We start from the raw sequence: 14,692 nt of genomic DNA on the forward strand, positions 1-14,692 counted from the left end.
TGTGGGGATGCGCCTGGTGCTGATTTCGGACACTCACCTGCCCGTGCGGGCGAAGCGGCTGCCCGATGCGGTGTGGGAGGCGATCGACGGGGCCGACGTGGTGATTCACGCCGGTGACTGGGTGAATGTCGCCCTGCTCGACGAGCTGGAGGAGCGGTCCGCCCGATTGATCGGCTGCTGGGGTAACAACGACGGTCCCGAGCTACGCGCGCGGCTGCCGGAGGTCGCGCGGGTGACGCTCGACGGGCTGTCCGTGGCGGTCGTGCATGAGACCGGCGCGTCGAAGGGTCGCGAGGAGCGGTGCGAGCGGGCTTACCCGGGAGTAGACCTGCTCGTCTTCGGCCACAGCCACATCCCCTGGGACACGACGGCTCCAGGCGGGCTGCGGCTGTTGAATCCGGGATCACCCACAGACCGGCGCCGGCAGCTGTACTGCACGTTTCAAACGGCCACCATCACGGCCGGTCAGCTCAAAGAAGTTGCCCTACACAACCTTTAGCCGAAACGCGCAATCAGGACCGTGATCCCAGGCCCGGCGTAGGATCTGGACATGGCTTCGGCCGGGCGCGGAGGGGTGTCGCCGTACCACCGAGTTACGGCGTCCTCGCGCCCGGCCGATCGTCGTACCGGGTTCTGAGCTGCTGAGTCAGGCGTGTGCGGACTGCTTGACGCGCTCCTTGAGGCGGTCCCGCACCTCTTCGGGCGTGTAGGCGCGACGCTTCCGCTCGCCCCGTGCAATCACCACGCCCGTTGCGGCCACGCCGACGAGCCCCGCAAGTCCTACGACCTTCCATACCTTCATGGCGACTAATCTAGCGACGTGGAAAGCCGGATTTCACTGGATGACGCTACGGATCTGACACGAACAGGTGACATTTGGCTGTTCCGCGGTGAGAGTGCCGCCGATCGAGCGATCCAGACGATGACCAACAGCCCTGTCAACCATGTCGGGATGGCGATCGTGATCGACGATCTGCCGCCGCTGCTGTGGCACGCGGAACTCGGCCGCTCGCTACCCGACATCTGGACCGGTACGCATCACCGCGGTGTGCAGCTGCACGACCTGCGGGACGCGGTGACGGTGTGGGCGCGCAAGTACGGTCAGCGCGGCTGGTTGCGGCAGCTGGACCACCCGGTCACGCACGACATGGAGGACGCCGTACTGCGGACTGTCGCGCGCCTGGACGGTACGCCGTTCCCGTCGACGGCTCGGCTTGCTTCGCGGTGGGTGCGTGGGCGGATCCCGGCGCTGAAGCGCGGCCGGCGCGAGCTCGAGCTGGAGTTCGCGTACTGCGCCGAAGTCGTGGCGGTCACGTACGAGGAGATGGGACTGCTGATGCCGGGGCGGCGGCCGAACTGGTACGACCCGGGCCGGTTCTGGAGTGGTGACGAACTCGCGCTGATGCACGGTGCGAAACTGGGCGACGAGATCGCGGTCGACGTTCCGGCGGAGTAGCCGCGCGGAAACTGTCGGTGGCATCTGATTGGCTTGTCGTGGGTCGGAAACCGAGTTCGAGGAGGCCCGCGATGTATGCCGTGATCGACACTGAGACGACCGGCCTGTTGCCGAGCCATCGGCACCGGGTGATCGAGATTGCGGTTGTCCTGCTGGACGCGCGTGGGCAGGTCGAGGACGAGTGGGTCACGCTGCTGAATCCACAGCGCGACCTGGGACCGCAGCACATCCACGGGATTCTCACGGCCGATGTGCTGGGTGCGCCGGAGTTCGTTGCCGTGGCGCGGCGGTTGGGGGAGCTGCTGGCGGGGCGGATGGTGGTCGGGCACAACGTCGAGTTCGATCTCGGGTTCTTGCGGGCGGAGTTCGCGCGGCTGGGTGTGGTGGTGCCGTTGATCACCGAGCGGTCGATGTGCACGATGGCGCTCGCCGGGCATCTGTATCCGGGAGCTAAGCGGACCCTTGGCGCGTGCTGTGCGGCGGCTGGGATCTCGCTTGAAGGTTGGCACTCGGCGCTGGCCGATACTCGGGCTACGGCTGAGCTGTTCGGTCAGTATCTGCAGGCGTTTCCGTCACCACCGCCGTGGCAATGGGCGTACGAAGAGATCCGCGGGTTGCGGTGGCCGGAGTTGCCGGGGAGTGAGTTCACACCGACGATTCGTCCGGTGCATGCTGGGGGTCGGCATGGGTGGATGAGCCGGCTTGTCGACCAGCTGCCGCGGGTTCCGGAGCCGCCGCAGGCCGATTCGTATCTGGCGTTGCTTGACGGGATTCTGGCGAACCGGGAGATCACGGCGACCGATGCCGATCAGTTGGTGCAGGTTGCGACAGAGCTTGGGTTGACGCGGTTGCAGGTTCAGGATCTCCACTGTGACTACGTTTCCGGGCTGGCCGACGCGTCCTGGGCGGCCGGTGGGATCACGCCGGAGCGGCGCAGTGATCTCGACCGGGTGGCCGTGATGCTGGGGTATCTGGATTCCGACGTGGACGATGCGTTGCTCAAGGCAAGCTGCGGGGAGTACGTCGTACCGTCGCGACCCGGCGCGGATGGGTTCCCGGTGGGGAGCACGCTGGTGTTCACCGGCGACATGATCGAGCCGCGCGAGGTGTGGTGGGATCGCGCGGTCGCCGCCGGGTTTGCGCCGCAAGAGGCGGTGCGGCCGGACACGACGTTCGTGGTGGCGGCGGACCCGGACAGTTTGTCGGTGAAGGCACGAGCGGCCCGGGAGTTCGGCGTACCGATCATCTCGGTGGATGCGTTCCGGCGACTGTTGCCGCCGGAGGAGATACCGCAGCAGCACGCGAGTTAGGGTGCGCACGTGGAGACTGCTGACCTGGGGCGACGGATCTATCAGACTGCGCATCTGACCGGGGAGTTTCTGCTGCGGTCGGGACAGACGACGGGGGAGTACTTCGACAAGTACCGCTTCGAGGCCGACCCGGTCCTACTCGATGAGATCGCCGCGGCGATGGTCGCGCTGGTCCCCGCCGACACCGAGGTGCTGGCCGGGCTCGAGATGGGCGGGATCCCGGTGGTGACCGCGCTCAGTCGGCACACCGGGTTGCCGTGCGCGTTCGTGCGGAAGCGCGCGAAGGAGTACGGCACCCGCCGGTTGGCCGAAGGAGCCGACGTAGCGGGCCGCCGCGTGACGATCGTCGAAGACGTGGTGACGACCGGCGGTCAGATCGTCCTCTCCACCCAGGACCTCCGCACCGCAGGAGCCACCATCACCCACGCCATCTGCGTCATCAACCGCAACCCGACCACGCCAACCCCGCTGACCGAAGCCGGCCTGACTCTCCACCCACTCCTCACCCCTGCCGACCTCAGGAGCTGATGGTCGGAGCGCCGGACGTCCCACCCATCCGGCCGAACAGCCATCCCGTACCGAACTGGCCGGTTGCCTCCAGCGAGCGCGCCGGAGGCGGCCAGGTGCCCGGAGCGATGAACGGGCAACTGGTTAGTTGGCTTCTTCTATTTCGAAGCGGAGTTGTTTGCCGGAGCGGATGCGTTCTACGGCGGCGAGGCAGGCGGCTTCGCTCATGTGGACGCCGATTTCGGCGAGTTTGTGGAGGAGGACGCGGGCGGCGTCCTCGGCGGAGCGGGCGCTGGACTCGTTGATCGCCTCGATCGTGGTGGCGGTGAGGCGTTCGCGGATGTCCGGGTGGGCCTCGTGAATCTCGTGGGTGATCCTGAACTCCGTCATGCGATCAGTTTAGTGGGCGGTCAGGCAAGGACTCGCGTGACGAAGGTGTCGAGGCGGGTGGTGAGGCGGTCGGCGCGGAGTTCGGGGGAGATGGTTTCGCCCTGGGGTACTTCGGGGTCGCGGAGGCCGCGGAGGTAGAGGGAACAGGCGAGGTCGGCGCAGATGTAGGTGCCGACGGTGTTGCCGGCTCGGCCTGCGGGGCCGGCGCGGCGGGCGGCGAAGAGGGCTACGTCGGTGATCTGGTGGGCGGTGTTGCAGAGGTCGCAGAGGCCGGTGCCGCGGCGCGGTTTGCTCGTTGCCTGGGTGTTGAGGGCGATCCCGGTGACGCCGGCGTCGCGCCGTACGACGAGGTAGCCGCGGTTCGGGGCCTTCGGGTCGCGCCAGCCGAGGTAGTCGAGGGACTCCCAGGGGAGTTCGGTGAACCCCGGTGGCGGGGTCATCGCCTTGACCAGGCTCCTGGTCGAATTGACGAACGAGCCTTTGATCTCGTCGATGCTGAGCGGTTCCACCTCGGTCCTTCCGTTGTCCCGGCCATCCATCAGACCCGGCCGGGGACCCCGCGCGCAACCGAAATAAACAGTTGCCTAAGGCATCAACTGTCGAGATAGCCGGTACGGCGGGTGCCGTCGTGGTTGCGGAGGTCGACGCCGAAGTCGACCCACGCCTTCAGTCGCAGCAGCATCGAGATGTCGAGGGGCCCGTCGGGGCCGGTGACGGTGAGGTCGGTCCCGCCGACCTCGTCGACGTCGAGCGTGAAGGTGAGGACGCGGTCGTCGTACCAGGTGAAGCGGTAGCGGCGGTCCTGGACCGCTTCCTCGATCCGGGCCTCCGTCGTGGAACCGTCGGGGAAGGTGAAGGTGATGGTGCCGTCCGTCTCGGGCGCGTCGGCCCAGTACCGCGAGCGGCCGCCCGGGGTGCTCAGGGCGCGGTAGACGTCACTCGGGCCGGATTTGAAGTGGAGTTTCCAGGTGGGCAACCGGGGCACCTTTCACGAGCGGGCGGGGCGGGCAATCGATTTCGCAACGGTCTAGACCAAGATTAGACCCCGTTGTGTGGCGGTGCGATCACGATCGGAGTGGCCGGGTTCGGTCCGCGGTGCGGCTGGGGAGACTGACGATGAGTGCCGACGAGGTCGAGGGGTCCGCCGATGATCGACACAAAATTCACCCGTTGGCTGTTCGGTCACAGCCGGCCAAGGCGTCGTACGCCGGAGCGTTTCCGGCCGCGCGGGACGAGCTCCAAGGTGAGCCGGCTCGCCGACCGGTACGACGCGGAGGTGGATGCGGCGCTGCAACGGCTCTGGCCGAAGGCGCGGATCTACCACGACCGTGAGTTCACCCGGGATCGGGCCGACTTCCTGCTCGTGATCCGCGGCCGCGGGGTGATGGTCGAGACCAAGGTGAAGAGCGATCCCGGGGTGTTCCGCGGCTCCACGCTGCCGCCGCTGCTGGATCGGTTGCAGCGCGATGGGCGGCGGCTGGTCGTCGTCCTTAACCAGGGTGATCCCACGCCCGCCCGCGAACTCGTGGCGGAGATGCTCGGCGACAAGGGTTGTGTCGTCGTCTGGTCAGGCCCGCATCACGACGCCGACCTGCACGGCGCCGTCGAAGCCCTCCTCCGGCAGATGGTCCGCCACCAGTGACCGGGGGCTGTGTCAATTTCTCTAGGGAAGCAGCGCGGAGAGGGGCGTCTCCGCGCTGCTGGCTTCGGGACGCGAGGTGTGCCGAATGGCGGCGAACCGAAGGACTAGGGACCCGCTAGCAGGAAGTCGCGGCAGTGCTGCCGCCGTCGACGATCCAGCGGGAGTTCTGCTGCTGGACCCGCATGTGGTCGAGCCAGCGGGTGGGGGTGCCGGCCGGGAGGACCTTGCGGCCGGTGGCGTCCACGGTGCTGGCGGCCGTCGTGTCGTAGCAAGCGGTCACGATGACGCCGTTGGAGGCGAGGGTGCGCTTGGCCCAGAGGACCGTCGTGGTACCGGTGTTGCGCAGCTTCTTGGTCCGGTAGTACTTCGCCTGGACGCTGATCGACTGGAAGAGCTTCGTCGTCATCAAGGGTTTGAGTTGCGCGGTCTGGACACCGCCGCTGCGCATCATCTCGTCGAGAGCGGTGCGGTAGTCGTAGTACGCGTTGACGACGGGGTCGGCGGAGCCGACGGCGGGCCCACTGACCTGCTCGGTGAGACCGGGTTTCGACGCCTTCTTGGCGCCCGGGGACGAAGCGGCGACGTCGGACGACGCCCCCTCGGTACCGCACCCGGCGAGGACCATCACCGGGACTAGAACGGCGGAAACTGCCAGACTCCGAATGCGCATGCCGAACCTCCACTCTGGCCGCGCGCCGCCGACGCAGAACGTCGTTCGGCACTGACCGTGTAACGCGACGGCACGGACCGTGGTCACTGTGACCTAGGTCACACGTCACCCCCTACCGGAGTACCGGGTTCAAGTTGGCTCCCTGGCCGGAGGTGCACAACGTCAGAGATTTCTAGGCTCGACGACATGACACAAACGCTTGCGAACCACCGGATCCAGCCGCTGCGCAGGCGCGCCACCACGGTCGCCAGACAGTTCTGGTACGTCGTTCGGCTCGTCCCGACCGGTATCCAGGCGATGGCGGACGCGATCATCGGCCGCCCCGATGACGCGACTGCCCGTTGGCAGCAGCTGCCCCGCGAGCGCAAGGCGAGCGGAGTCGCGGTGTTCGGCGCCGGCCTGGCGAGTTCGGTGCTGGGACTGATGAGCTGGTTCCTGCTACTCCTCCTCGTGACGGCCATCATCCGCGGCCCGTTCTACGGCTTCGTCGAACCAGGCCCGTACGGTCCCGGCACCTGGGGTGGCCCGACCAGAGCCGGCGCTTGGGCGGTGCACGCGGCGGTGTCGATCCCGATCATCGTGCTGATCCCGTTCGTCCTCCGCGGGATCGCGGCCCTGCACGCCGCACTCATCCGCAAGCTGTACGGCGTCAGCACCGCGAGGTGGGTGCTTCCGGCAACCATCGTGGTCTGCGCCGGTGGCATGTTGTTCTTCTGGTCGTGGATCCAGCAGCTGTGAAAGAGTCCGATCGTGACCACTGAACAGGGCTCCTGGCCGCAGGGCAGGTGGTATTGGATAGCTGCCCTGGGCGTAGTGCTCCTCTTCGGGCTCTCGTCGCTCGACCTCTATCAGCACTACACAATCGGCTACGGTTCGCTGGCCGCGGCGTTCGGCTTCACCGCGGCCAGTGGGTCATTGGCGCTGGCGCTTGGTCTCGCTCGGGCGATCAGCCTGGCGCTGGCCTGGTCCCGGCCCCGGCTGGGCCTGGGGATTGCGCTCACGACCACGGCGGTCACGGCGGCGACGGGTGAGGCGGTCAGCTCGAGTGAACCCTGGCCGTGGGCAGTCACCGGCGTCTTCGGCTACGCGGCCATCCTGGCGATCGCCGGCGCGCGGGGTATGCCGAGACGCCAGCTCATCCGGTGGTGGACCGCTGCCCAAGTGCTGAGCGTCGTCGCCTACGTGCCGGGCTGGGCGCTGGCCACCACCAACTTCGCCTCCGGGATCGTGATGGCCCTGGTGTCGGCGGCCGGTGTAGTGGTTGGCGACCTACTCAGGTCGCGCACCGAGGCCAGACGAAGGCTGGCCGAGCAGGAGGTCATCAGCGAAACCGAACGCGGCGAGCGAGCACGTCTCCAGGAGCGGGCCCGGATCGCCCGTGAGCTCCACGACGTGGTGGCACACCATTTGTCGGTGGTCGTCGTCCGGGCCGACAGTGCGCCGCACCGGCTGCCCGACGTACCGGCGGACGTGCAGAAGGAGTTCGCTGAGATCGGGGAGGCGGCACGTGCGTCGCTGACCGAGATGCGACGGGTACTGCGGCTGCTGCGGTCCGAGGAGCACCAGGAGCTCGAGCCGCAGCCCGGTCTCGACCAGCTGCCCGACCTCGTCGAGACCGCTCGGCAGGCTGGTGCTGTGGTTGAGCTCAATGCCGAGTGGCTCGTGGAGATCGACCCAGCCGTCCAGCTGACTGCATACCGAGTCGTGCAGGAGGCGCTGAGCAATGCGGTCCGCCACGCGCCAGGCTCCGCCGTACGGGTTGAGGTACGGCGTGCTGACGCGCACCTCCAGGTGAAGGTGCGGAACGGACCCAGCGCAACTCCCGCGTCCACTGGCGGTGGGGGGCACGGTCTGATGGGGATGCGCGAGCGGGTCGAGCTGGTAGACGGCGCGGTGTCGGCCGGGCCGACCCCTGATGGCGGTTACCTGGTGTACGTCGCCATACCGGTAGGAGAGGAGGTGGCTGGTGCCGATTCGCGTACTGGTCGTTGACGATCAGGAGATGGTGCGCGCTGGGTTCGGCGCACTGCTGAACGCGCAGCCCGACATAGAGGTGGTCGGTCAGGTAGGTGATGGCGCGCAGGCGATCACCGCAGCCGCCGAACTCAGCCCGGACGTGATCCTGATGGACGTGCGGATGCCGGTCATGGACGGACTCGCCGCCGCCCGCGAGATCCTGGCGGGTCCGGATGCACCACGCGTCATCATGCTGACCACGTTCGACCTGGACGACTACGTGTACGCCGCACTGCGGGCGGGCGCGAGTGGCTTCCTGCTGAAGCACTCGACGCCGGATGAGCTGGCCGGTGCGGTGCGGGTCGTCGCTGCCGGAGATGCCTTGCTGGCGCCGTCCGTGACGCGTCGGCTGGTGGAGGACTTCACGCGGGCCCAACCGGTCGCCACGACCCCTCCGGACAAGCTCACGCCACGGGAGGCCGATGTACTGCGGCTGGTCGCGCGCGGACTCGCCAATCGGCAGATCGCGGCCGAGCTGAGCGTCGCGGAGCAGACGGTCAAGTCGCACGTGAGCAACATCCTGACCAAACTCGATCTGCGGGACCGCGCGCAAGCGGTGGTTTACGCCTATGAAGCGGGCGTCGTGGTCCCGGGTCCGCGACACTGAGGTCATGGACGTACTCGAGCGACTCAGAGCCCTGTGCCTGGCGATGCCGGAGGCGACCGAGCGGCTGAGCCACGGCGAACCGACCTGGTTCGTGCGGGACAAGAAGGTGTTCGTGATGTTCGCCAACCAGCATCACGACGACCGCATCGGCCTGTGGTGCGCGGCGCCGCCGGGCGTGCAGGAGTCGCTGGTCGCCGACGACCCCGAGCACTTCTACCGCCCGCCGTACGTCGGCCATCGCGGCTGGCTCGGGGTCTACCTGGACGTCGAGGACGTGGACTGGGACCACCTGGCCGACCTCGTCGAGAACGCCTTCCGCCAGATCGCCCCCAAAACCCTGATCGCCCAGCTGGACGCCTAGGGCGGATGTTGTGCTTGCATGTGGTCATGCACCCACGCGCAGGCCAGCCCGCCCAGCCCGGCGATCTCGTCGACGTCGACGCACTGCTCACGGCGTACGACAGCATCACGCCGGATGTCGAGAACCCCGCTCAGAAGGTCGTCTTCGGTACGTCGGGCCACCGCGGCTCGAGTTTGGACGGCGCCTTCAACGAGGCGCACATCCTGGCCATCACCCAGGCGATCTGCGAGTACCGAGCCGGTGAGGGGACCACCGGTCCGCTCCTGGTCGGTCGGGACAGCCACGGCCTGTCCGAGCCGGCCTGGCGGACGGTTCTCGAGGTGCTCGCGGGGAACGACGTCCAGACGCTGGTCGACAGTGACGACCGGCTGACGCCGACGCCGGGTGTCTCGCACGCGATCCTGCGGCTCAACCGCGTCGAGCGTGCAGGTGCGGACGGCATCGTCATCACCCCGTCGCACAACCCGCCGCGGGACGGCGGTATCAAGTACAACCCGCCGCACGGCGGACCGGCCGACTCCGACGCGACCGGCTGGATCGCGAACCGGGCGAACGAACTGATCGCCGGCGGCAACCGTGAGGTCCACCGCAAGCCCTTCGGGGAGGCGCGCCAGCACGCGGGTTCCTACGACTTCCTCGGCCACTACGTCGACGACCTGCCGTCGGTGCTCAACCTGGACGCGATCCGCAACGCCGGGGTCAAGATCGGCGCCGACCCGCTCGGCGGTGCGAGCGTCGACTACTGGGCCGCGATCGCCGAGCGGCACGGGCTCGACCTGACCGTGGTCAACCCGCGGCTCGACCCGGCGTGGTCGTTCATGACGCTGGACCACGACGGCAAGATCCGGATGGACTGCTCCTCGCCGTACGCGATGGCGTCCCTGGTCGCTCAGAAGGACCGGTACGACGTCGCCACCGGGAACGACGCGGATTCGGACCGGCACGGCATCGTCACGCCGGACGCCGGACTGATGAACCCGAACCACTATCTCGCGGTCGCGATCTCGTATCTGTTCGCGAACCGCAAGTGGGGTCCGGAGGTCGCTGTCGGCAAGACGCTGGTGTCGTCCTCGCTGATCGACCGCGTGGTCGCGGATCTCGGCCGGCGGTTGTGGGAGGTTCCGGTCGGCTTCAAGTGGTTCGTGCCGGGCCTGATCGACGGGTCGGTCGGCTTCGGTGGTGAGGAGTCGGCGGGCGCGAGTTTCCTGCGGTTCGACGGCACGGTGTGGACGACGGACAAGGACGGCATCCTGCTCGCACTGTTGGCCAGCGAGATCACCGCGGTCACCGGCGAAACCCCGTCCCAGGCGCACGCGAAACTCGTCGAGCGATTCGGAGCATCGGCGTACTCGCGGGTGGACGCTCCGGCGACCCGCGATCAGAAGGCGCGGCTGTCGGGGCTGTCGGCCGATGCGGTCACCGCGACCGAGTTGGCCGGTGAGCCGATCGTCGACCGGCTGACCAGCGCACCGGGGAACGGCGCCGCGATCGGTGGGTTGAAGGTGACGACCGAGTCGGCGTGGTTCGCGGCCCGGCCGTCCGGGACCGAGGACCTGTACAAGATCTACGGCGAGTCCTTCAAGGGCGCCGAGCACCTCGAAGAGGTCTTCGTCGAGGCCCGCGAGGTCGTCTCGAAGGCCCTCGGCTAACAGCTCCGGCTAACGGACGAACGCTTCAAGCAAACGATCCAGATCCGCGGCGGGCGCGTTGGTGAGCCCGCTGTGGATCGGACTCGGATGTACGACGGTACTGCGCGGCGCGGCGAGCCAACGGAAGCGCTCGCCGATCCGGGTCGCCGCCGCGGGACCGCCCGCGGGATCACCGGCGCAGATCGCTCGGATGTGCTCCAGTGACGCGCACACCACGTCCACGTCGACGGCCGGATCGAGTGCGCGCAGCCGGGTCGGCTCGACGTCCCAGGCAGCGCCGAGGAAGTCGAGCGCTCGGCAGTACAACACCGCGCCGACGTTGACGAACTCGCCACGATGGATGCGCGGCGCAGCGCGCAGAATCACGTAGTCGAACGGAACCAAGTCAGTCACGATGCACCACCCGGCTGCCATGCGGACCGATGTTCCAACCGCGCCAGCAGGTGTCCGAGATAGCGCTCACGATCACCTTCACCAAGCCACTCGTCCGGGACCAGCGCGATCACCTCGGTGAGCAACTCGGGCGTGATCGCCGCGGCCAGCTCATCCGCCACCGCCGGTACGCCGGGTGCTGCGATCGAGAACACGTGGTCATCGGCGTCGTACGCGAGCGTCGCGAACTTCTCGGCCGACATCCAGGAGTGGTGGAAGTACAACGCGGCACCGTGGTCGATCAGCCAGAGGTTCTTGTGCCAGACCAGCAGATTGGTGTTGCGCCAAGAGCGGTCGACGTTCGCAACGAACGCGTCCAGCCAGAGGATCTTGGCCATCCCCGCATCACCGGGGTTGCCGGCCGAGCCGTCGTACCCGAAGGAGCCGGGCAGGAAGTCGACCGCGAGATTCAGGCCGGCGCTGTTCGTCAGCAGCGTCTGCACTTCGTAGTCGGGCTCCGACTTGCCGATCACCGGATCGAGCATGATCCGCTTCAGCTCGGGCACCCGCAGACCGAGCCGCCGGAACAACTCGCCGACGATCACCTCGGCGACCAGCGCCTTCGGTCCTTGCCCGGCGCCATGGAACTTGATCACGTAGGTGCCAAGGTCGTTGCCCTCGACAACTCCGGGCAGTGACCCTCCCTCACGCAACGGCAGCACGTACCGGGTGGCAGTGACGATCGGCAGACTCACGCGGACGAGGGTAACCCGTTTCTCCCAGGGGTACCGGCAAGGGGTGAAGCATCCGTCCATCGGTGTCGAAGAAGAGCTTCTTCTGGTCTCCGCCACCGGTAACCCGTTGCCCCGTAGCCAAGCCGTCGTCGACGACCTGCCCGATCTCGATGTCACGCTCGAACTCACCCGCGCCCAGGTCGAGATCAACAGCCCGGTCTGCGACTCCGCGGCCGAACTGCATCAGCACCTGATCAGCATGCGTTCCGAGCTCGCCGGTGCGGCGCACAGCGAGGGTGCCCGCCTGCTCGCGATCGCCGTACCGCCGGCCGGGAAGGCCGCCCAATTGGTGACCAAGAAACCGCGGTACCGCGAGATGGCCGAGAAGTTCGGTCTGCTCGCCCGGGAGCAGGGCATCTGTGGGTGCCACGTGCATGTCGATGTGCCGGACCAGGACGCGGCGGTTCGGGTCTCCAATCACCTGCGGCCGTGGTTGCCCGCGCTGCTGGCGCTCACGGCCAACTCACCGATCTACCTCGGACAGGACACTGGGTTCGCCAGCTGGCGGTGGCTGATGTGGTCGCGCTGGCCGAGTGCCGGACCGCCGCCGTACCTCGAGTCCGTCGAGCACTACGAGGCGCTCGTCGCGATGCATGTCGCGGTCGGCACGGCCATGGACGAGCAGATGATCTATTGGGACGTGCGTCCGTGTTCCCATCTGCCTACGATCGAGGTGCGGGTGAGCGACGTCCCGTTGACCGTCGACGAGACCGTACTGCTCGCGACGCTGAGCCGGGCGCTGGTGATGACCGCCTTGGAAGCGAGGGACCTCGGCCCGACACTGCAGCCGGAGATCCTGCGAGCGGCGTACTGGCTGGCCGCTCGCGACGGTCTCACGGCGGGCGGCCTGGAGGTGACGACGGGGGAGTTGCTGCCGGTCGCGGAAGTGCTCAAGCGGTTGCTGCAACACGTCGGTCCCGCACTGCAGGAGCTTGGCGATGAAGACCTGGTCGCCGACGGGATTGCGCGAGCGCTCTCCGACGGGAACGGCGCGTTGCGGCAGCAGCGGATGTTCCGTGAGGGCGGTGATGTCATCGCCCTCACGGAAGTCACCTAGTTAGCGGTCGCGGAGGAAGTCTTCGAGGCCGTGCAGGTCGTCGGTGTTGAGGTGGTCGACACCGGCCGCGGTCAGTTCGGACCAGAGCGCTTCGCGCGCCGCACCGCGAGTGTCCGGAGTAGCCCAGAACCGGACGCGGTATCCGGCGTGGTGGGCGGTCTGGACGATCTCACGCAGCTTCGCCTGCTCGGCGGCCGGCATCGGGCCGACACCGACCCAGGTGAAGTTGTTGGTCCAGTTGTCGCTGACCAGCGGCATCAGCGACGCCGGCATCCCCGAGCGGAGATCGCTCAGGCGGCCGTCGTACCCGGCGTACCGGATCTTCTGTGCCTTCAGTACGTCGAGTGGACGGTTGCCGCTGATCACCGAGGTGACCGCACCCTTCAGGACACGGCCGTTGGCGAAGATCGTGCTGATCCCGCGGTACTTGCGCAGCGCCGCATCGACAGCCGCGTACGTCGACGGGCCGTCGCTCTTGATGTCGATCAGCAACTGGAAGTCGCGGCCATGCCGGTAGACCTGGCCGTGGTTCGCGCGGACCCGATCGGCCAGCGGCTTCAGGTACAGACTCTCCAGCGTGCGACCCGGCTTGGCGTCCTCCAGATCATGCGCGACGAGCAGTTCGCCGTCGACCAGCCAGACGTCCGCCTCGACACTGTTGAACCCACGGTCCAACGCATCCTGCAACGGCCGCCGGTGCTCGTAGTCGTTGTGCGCGTGCGCCGACGGCAACGCGCGGACAGCAGGCGCGTCGTACGTGCGCGGCAACCGGAACCCGTTGTCCCGTACGACGGAACGCAGCCGATCGGGGTAGTCGGTGATGATCCCGTCGACGCCCTTGTCGATCAGCGACTGCATGGTCGCCGGGTCGTCGATCGTCCACGGGACGACCTTCATCCCGGCCTGGTGTGCCGACTTCACCATGTCCGCGGTCACGTATGGCTTGTAGTTCGGGTCGGTGATCTTGCCGTTCTGCGGGAACCCGTGCACCGGCGAGATCGCCGACGCGCCGAACGACTTGGTCGCCTTGACCAGGTCACCACCGAAGTCGTCGATGTCGATCCCACCGAGCCACGGCGACTTGCCGGGCTGACCGGTCTGCAGGAAGTCGTAGTTCGTCAGCGCGACCAGCGGTAGCTCGGGCGCGACCTGGCGCATCCGCATCAGTGCGCCCCAGTCGAAGCTCTGGATCGTCACCTGGCGAGCGATCCGCGCCTTGCGGATCTCCTGCGCGACGACCTGGACGAACTCCTCGCGCGGTGCGGTCTCGTTCGGCGCGCCGGCCTCGACCTTGGTCTCGATGTTCAGCTTCACGTCGTTGGCGTGAAAGCGGTGCACGAGCGCGAAGACCTCGCGCAGTTCGGGCATCCGGGCGCCGGGGTCAGGCTGCTGGGCCGGGTGTTCCGGCTGCGTCAGCGAACCGCAGTCGAGCTGCTTGACCTGGTTCAGGCTGAGCGTGTTGATGTACTTGCCGACATACGGGTACTCCGGGTCGTTCGGCGTGTACGGCGCGGTGTCGCGGCACTTGTTCGCGCCGATCTTGCGGTCGTGGGTGACCACGGCGTGGCCGTCCTGGGTGATCTGCACATCGAGCTCGAGGGTGCTGACACCGACCTCGAGACCGTGGGCGAACGACGCGATCGTGCTCTCGACCGTCAGGCCGAGGCCGCCGCGGTGTCCCTGGATGTCGAAGCTGCCGCGATGAGCGGCCGCAGGCGCGGCCGGCAGCAGCAGGCCGCCGACCAGGGCAAGCGGCAGCAGCGCACGGGGAAGGCGGTGCATGAGGGATTCCTTCCGAAGGGAGGGCGGACTCCCTGAGGCTTGCGGCCGCAGGGATACCTGTGCCTTCGTGAAGGTAACC

At 67.7% G+C, this 14,692-nt stretch carries 19 protein-coding genes; 11 read left to right on the plus strand and 8 right to left on the minus strand.

Annotated elements, in window-relative coordinates; genetic code table 11:
- Positions 1 to 7: 7 nt before the first annotated feature.
- Entirely contained in the window at positions 8 to 499 is a 492-nt protein-coding gene (locus ACFTSF_RS32660; RefSeq protein WP_380158362.1) for a metallophosphoesterase family protein, read from the plus strand.
- A gap of 147 nt (positions 500 to 646) precedes the next feature.
- On the opposite strand, the gene ACFTSF_RS32665 is transcribed toward ACFTSF_RS32660, so the two are convergent.
- On the minus strand, positions 647 to 802 hold the full coding sequence (locus ACFTSF_RS32665; protein WP_344162016.1) for a hypothetical protein: 156 nt from the start codon (positions 800 to 802) through the stop codon (positions 647 to 649).
- Positions 803 to 922: 120 nt separating this feature from the next.
- Between ACFTSF_RS32665 and ACFTSF_RS32670 the strand changes: the two genes are divergently transcribed.
- The 3 genes from ACFTSF_RS32670 (at position 923) to ACFTSF_RS32680 (ending at position 3,294) form a co-directional block, all read left to right on the plus strand.
- Positions 923 to 1,456 (plus strand): hypothetical protein, encoded by a 534-nt coding sequence (locus ACFTSF_RS32670; RefSeq protein WP_344162019.1) that lies wholly within the window; start codon positions 923 to 925, stop codon positions 1,454 to 1,456.
- Positions 1,457 to 1,527: 71 nt separating this feature from the next.
- On the plus strand, positions 1,528 to 2,766 hold the full coding sequence (locus ACFTSF_RS32675) for an exonuclease domain-containing protein (protein WP_380158365.1): 1,239 nt from the start codon (positions 1,528 to 1,530) through the stop codon (positions 2,764 to 2,766).
- Between the two features lie 9 nt (positions 2,767 to 2,775).
- Positions 2,776 to 3,294, plus strand: coding sequence for an orotate phosphoribosyltransferase (locus ACFTSF_RS32680; protein WP_380158367.1), 519 nt, complete (start codon positions 2,776 to 2,778; stop codon positions 3,292 to 3,294).
- Positions 3,295 to 3,417: 123 nt separating this feature from the next.
- On the opposite strand, the gene ACFTSF_RS32685 is transcribed toward ACFTSF_RS32680, so the two are convergent.
- From ACFTSF_RS32685 to ACFTSF_RS32695, 3 genes are all read right to left on the minus strand, one after another.
- A complete protein-coding gene (locus tag ACFTSF_RS32685; protein ID WP_344162029.1) occupies positions 3,418 to 3,663 on the minus strand; it encodes a hypothetical protein in 246 nt (81 codons plus the stop codon).
- A gap of 20 nt (positions 3,664 to 3,683) precedes the next feature.
- Complete coding sequence (locus ACFTSF_RS32690; protein WP_380158368.1) at positions 3,684 to 4,172, minus strand: FBP domain-containing protein; 489 nt, start codon at positions 4,170 to 4,172, stop codon at positions 3,684 to 3,686.
- An 83-nt stretch (positions 4,173 to 4,255) separates the two neighbouring features.
- Positions 4,256 to 4,639: a hypothetical protein gene (locus tag ACFTSF_RS32695; RefSeq protein ID WP_344162035.1), complete on the minus strand. Its 384-nt coding sequence runs from the start codon at positions 4,637 to 4,639 to the stop codon at positions 4,256 to 4,258.
- A gap of 171 nt (positions 4,640 to 4,810) precedes the next feature.
- On the opposite strand from ACFTSF_RS32695, the gene ACFTSF_RS32700 reads away from it, so the two are divergent.
- Positions 4,811 to 5,305: a hypothetical protein gene (locus ACFTSF_RS32700; protein WP_380158370.1), complete on the plus strand. Its 495-nt coding sequence runs from the start codon at positions 4,811 to 4,813 to the stop codon at positions 5,303 to 5,305.
- A gap of 115 nt (positions 5,306 to 5,420) precedes the next feature.
- Here ACFTSF_RS32700 and ACFTSF_RS32705 read toward each other — a convergent pair whose 3' ends face one another.
- Positions 5,421 to 5,975 (minus strand): hypothetical protein, encoded by a 555-nt coding sequence (locus ACFTSF_RS32705; protein ID WP_380158372.1) that lies wholly within the window; start codon positions 5,973 to 5,975, stop codon positions 5,421 to 5,423.
- A gap of 186 nt (positions 5,976 to 6,161) precedes the next feature.
- Here ACFTSF_RS32705 and ACFTSF_RS32710 point away from each other — a divergent pair, with 186 nt between their 5' ends.
- Genes ACFTSF_RS32710 through pgm form a run of 5 tightly spaced genes read left to right on the plus strand, consistent with a single transcriptional unit; the run spans position 6,162 to position 10,608 of the window.
- On the plus strand, positions 6,162 to 6,713 hold the full coding sequence (locus tag ACFTSF_RS32710; RefSeq protein WP_380158374.1) for a hypothetical protein: 552 nt from the start codon (positions 6,162 to 6,164) through the stop codon (positions 6,711 to 6,713).
- A gap of 12 nt (positions 6,714 to 6,725) precedes the next feature.
- Positions 6,726 to 7,967, plus strand: coding sequence for a sensor histidine kinase (locus ACFTSF_RS32715; RefSeq protein WP_380158375.1), 1,242 nt, complete (start codon positions 6,726 to 6,728; stop codon positions 7,965 to 7,967).
- The gene (locus tag ACFTSF_RS32720) at positions 7,942 to 8,598 is read left to right on the plus strand and encodes a response regulator (protein WP_380158377.1); all 657 of its coding nucleotides are present in this window, start codon (positions 7,942 to 7,944) and stop codon (positions 8,596 to 8,598) included. Before ACFTSF_RS32715 ends, ACFTSF_RS32720 begins: the two co-directional genes overlap by 26 nt.
- A 4-nt stretch (positions 8,599 to 8,602) precedes the next feature.
- Positions 8,603 to 8,959, plus strand: coding sequence for an MmcQ/YjbR family DNA-binding protein (locus tag ACFTSF_RS32725; protein WP_380158379.1), 357 nt, complete (start codon positions 8,603 to 8,605; stop codon positions 8,957 to 8,959).
- 26 nt (positions 8,960 to 8,985) lie between these two features.
- Entirely contained in the window at positions 8,986 to 10,608 is a 1,623-nt protein-coding gene (gene pgm / locus ACFTSF_RS32730) for a phosphoglucomutase (alpha-D-glucose-1,6-bisphosphate-dependent) (protein WP_380158381.1), read from the plus strand.
- 9 nt (positions 10,609 to 10,617) lie between these two features.
- Here pgm and ACFTSF_RS32735 read toward each other — a convergent pair whose 3' ends face one another.
- Both ACFTSF_RS32735 and ACFTSF_RS32740 read right to left on the minus strand, forming a co-directional pair.
- Positions 10,618 to 11,001: a DUF3037 domain-containing protein gene (locus ACFTSF_RS32735; protein ID WP_344162060.1), complete on the minus strand. Its 384-nt coding sequence runs from the start codon at positions 10,999 to 11,001 to the stop codon at positions 10,618 to 10,620.
- Entirely contained in the window at positions 10,998 to 11,735 is a 738-nt protein-coding gene (locus tag ACFTSF_RS32740) for a HipA family kinase (protein WP_344162063.1), read from the minus strand. Before ACFTSF_RS32740 ends, ACFTSF_RS32735 begins: the two co-directional genes overlap by 4 nt.
- A 43-nt stretch (positions 11,736 to 11,778) precedes the next feature.
- On the opposite strand from ACFTSF_RS32740, the gene ACFTSF_RS32745 reads away from it, so the two are divergent.
- Positions 11,779 to 12,831: a glutamate--cysteine ligase gene (locus tag ACFTSF_RS32745; protein ID WP_380158382.1), complete on the plus strand. Its 1,053-nt coding sequence runs from the start codon at positions 11,779 to 11,781 to the stop codon at positions 12,829 to 12,831.
- Here the strand turns inward: ACFTSF_RS32745 and ACFTSF_RS32750 are convergent, their stop codons facing one another.
- Positions 12,832 to 14,613, minus strand: a complete 1,782-nt coding sequence (locus tag ACFTSF_RS32750; protein ID WP_380158384.1) for a glycerophosphodiester phosphodiesterase family protein — start codon at positions 14,611 to 14,613, stop codon at positions 12,832 to 12,834. It abuts the gene before it with no gap.
- Positions 14,614 to 14,692: the final 79 nt, after the last annotated feature.

The sequence above is a fragment of the Kribbella sp. NPDC056951 genome (assembly GCF_042674205.1).
Lineage (GTDB): Bacteria > Actinomycetota > Actinomycetes > Propionibacteriales > Kribbellaceae > Kribbella > Kribbella yunnanensis.

What these genes read in the sequence shown, in the direction of transcription:
- ACFTSF_RS32660 (WP_380158362.1), top strand. Translation starts at nt 8, where the DNA reads ATGCGCCTGGTGCTGATTTCGGACACTCACCTGCCCGTGCGGGCGAAG.
- ACFTSF_RS32665 (WP_344162016.1), bottom strand. Translation starts at nt 802, where the DNA reads ATGAAGGTATGGAAGGTCGTAGGACTTGCGGGGCTCGTCGGCGTGGCC.
- ACFTSF_RS32670 (WP_344162019.1), top strand. Translation starts at nt 923, where the DNA reads ATGACCAACAGCCCTGTCAACCATGTCGGGATGGCGATCGTGATCGAC.
- ACFTSF_RS32675 (WP_380158365.1), top strand. Translation starts at nt 1,528, where the DNA reads ATGTATGCCGTGATCGACACTGAGACGACCGGCCTGTTGCCGAGCCAT.
- ACFTSF_RS32685 (WP_344162029.1), bottom strand. Translation starts at nt 3,663, where the DNA reads ATGACGGAGTTCAGGATCACCCACGAGATTCACGAGGCCCACCCGGAC.
- ACFTSF_RS32700 (WP_380158370.1), top strand. Translation starts at nt 4,811, where the DNA reads ATGATCGACACAAAATTCACCCGTTGGCTGTTCGGTCACAGCCGGCCA.
- ACFTSF_RS32705 (WP_380158372.1), bottom strand. Translation starts at nt 5,975, where the DNA reads ATGCGCATTCGGAGTCTGGCAGTTTCCGCCGTTCTAGTCCCGGTGATG.
- ACFTSF_RS32710 (WP_380158374.1), top strand. Translation starts at nt 6,162, where the DNA reads ATGACACAAACGCTTGCGAACCACCGGATCCAGCCGCTGCGCAGGCGC.
- ACFTSF_RS32725 (WP_380158379.1), top strand. Translation starts at nt 8,603, where the DNA reads ATGGACGTACTCGAGCGACTCAGAGCCCTGTGCCTGGCGATGCCGGAG.
- pgm (WP_380158381.1), top strand. Translation starts at nt 8,986, where the DNA reads ATGCACCCACGCGCAGGCCAGCCCGCCCAGCCCGGCGATCTCGTCGAC.
- ACFTSF_RS32750 (WP_380158384.1), bottom strand. Translation starts at nt 14,613, where the DNA reads ATGCACCGCCTTCCCCGTGCGCTGCTGCCGCTTGCCCTGGTCGGCGGC.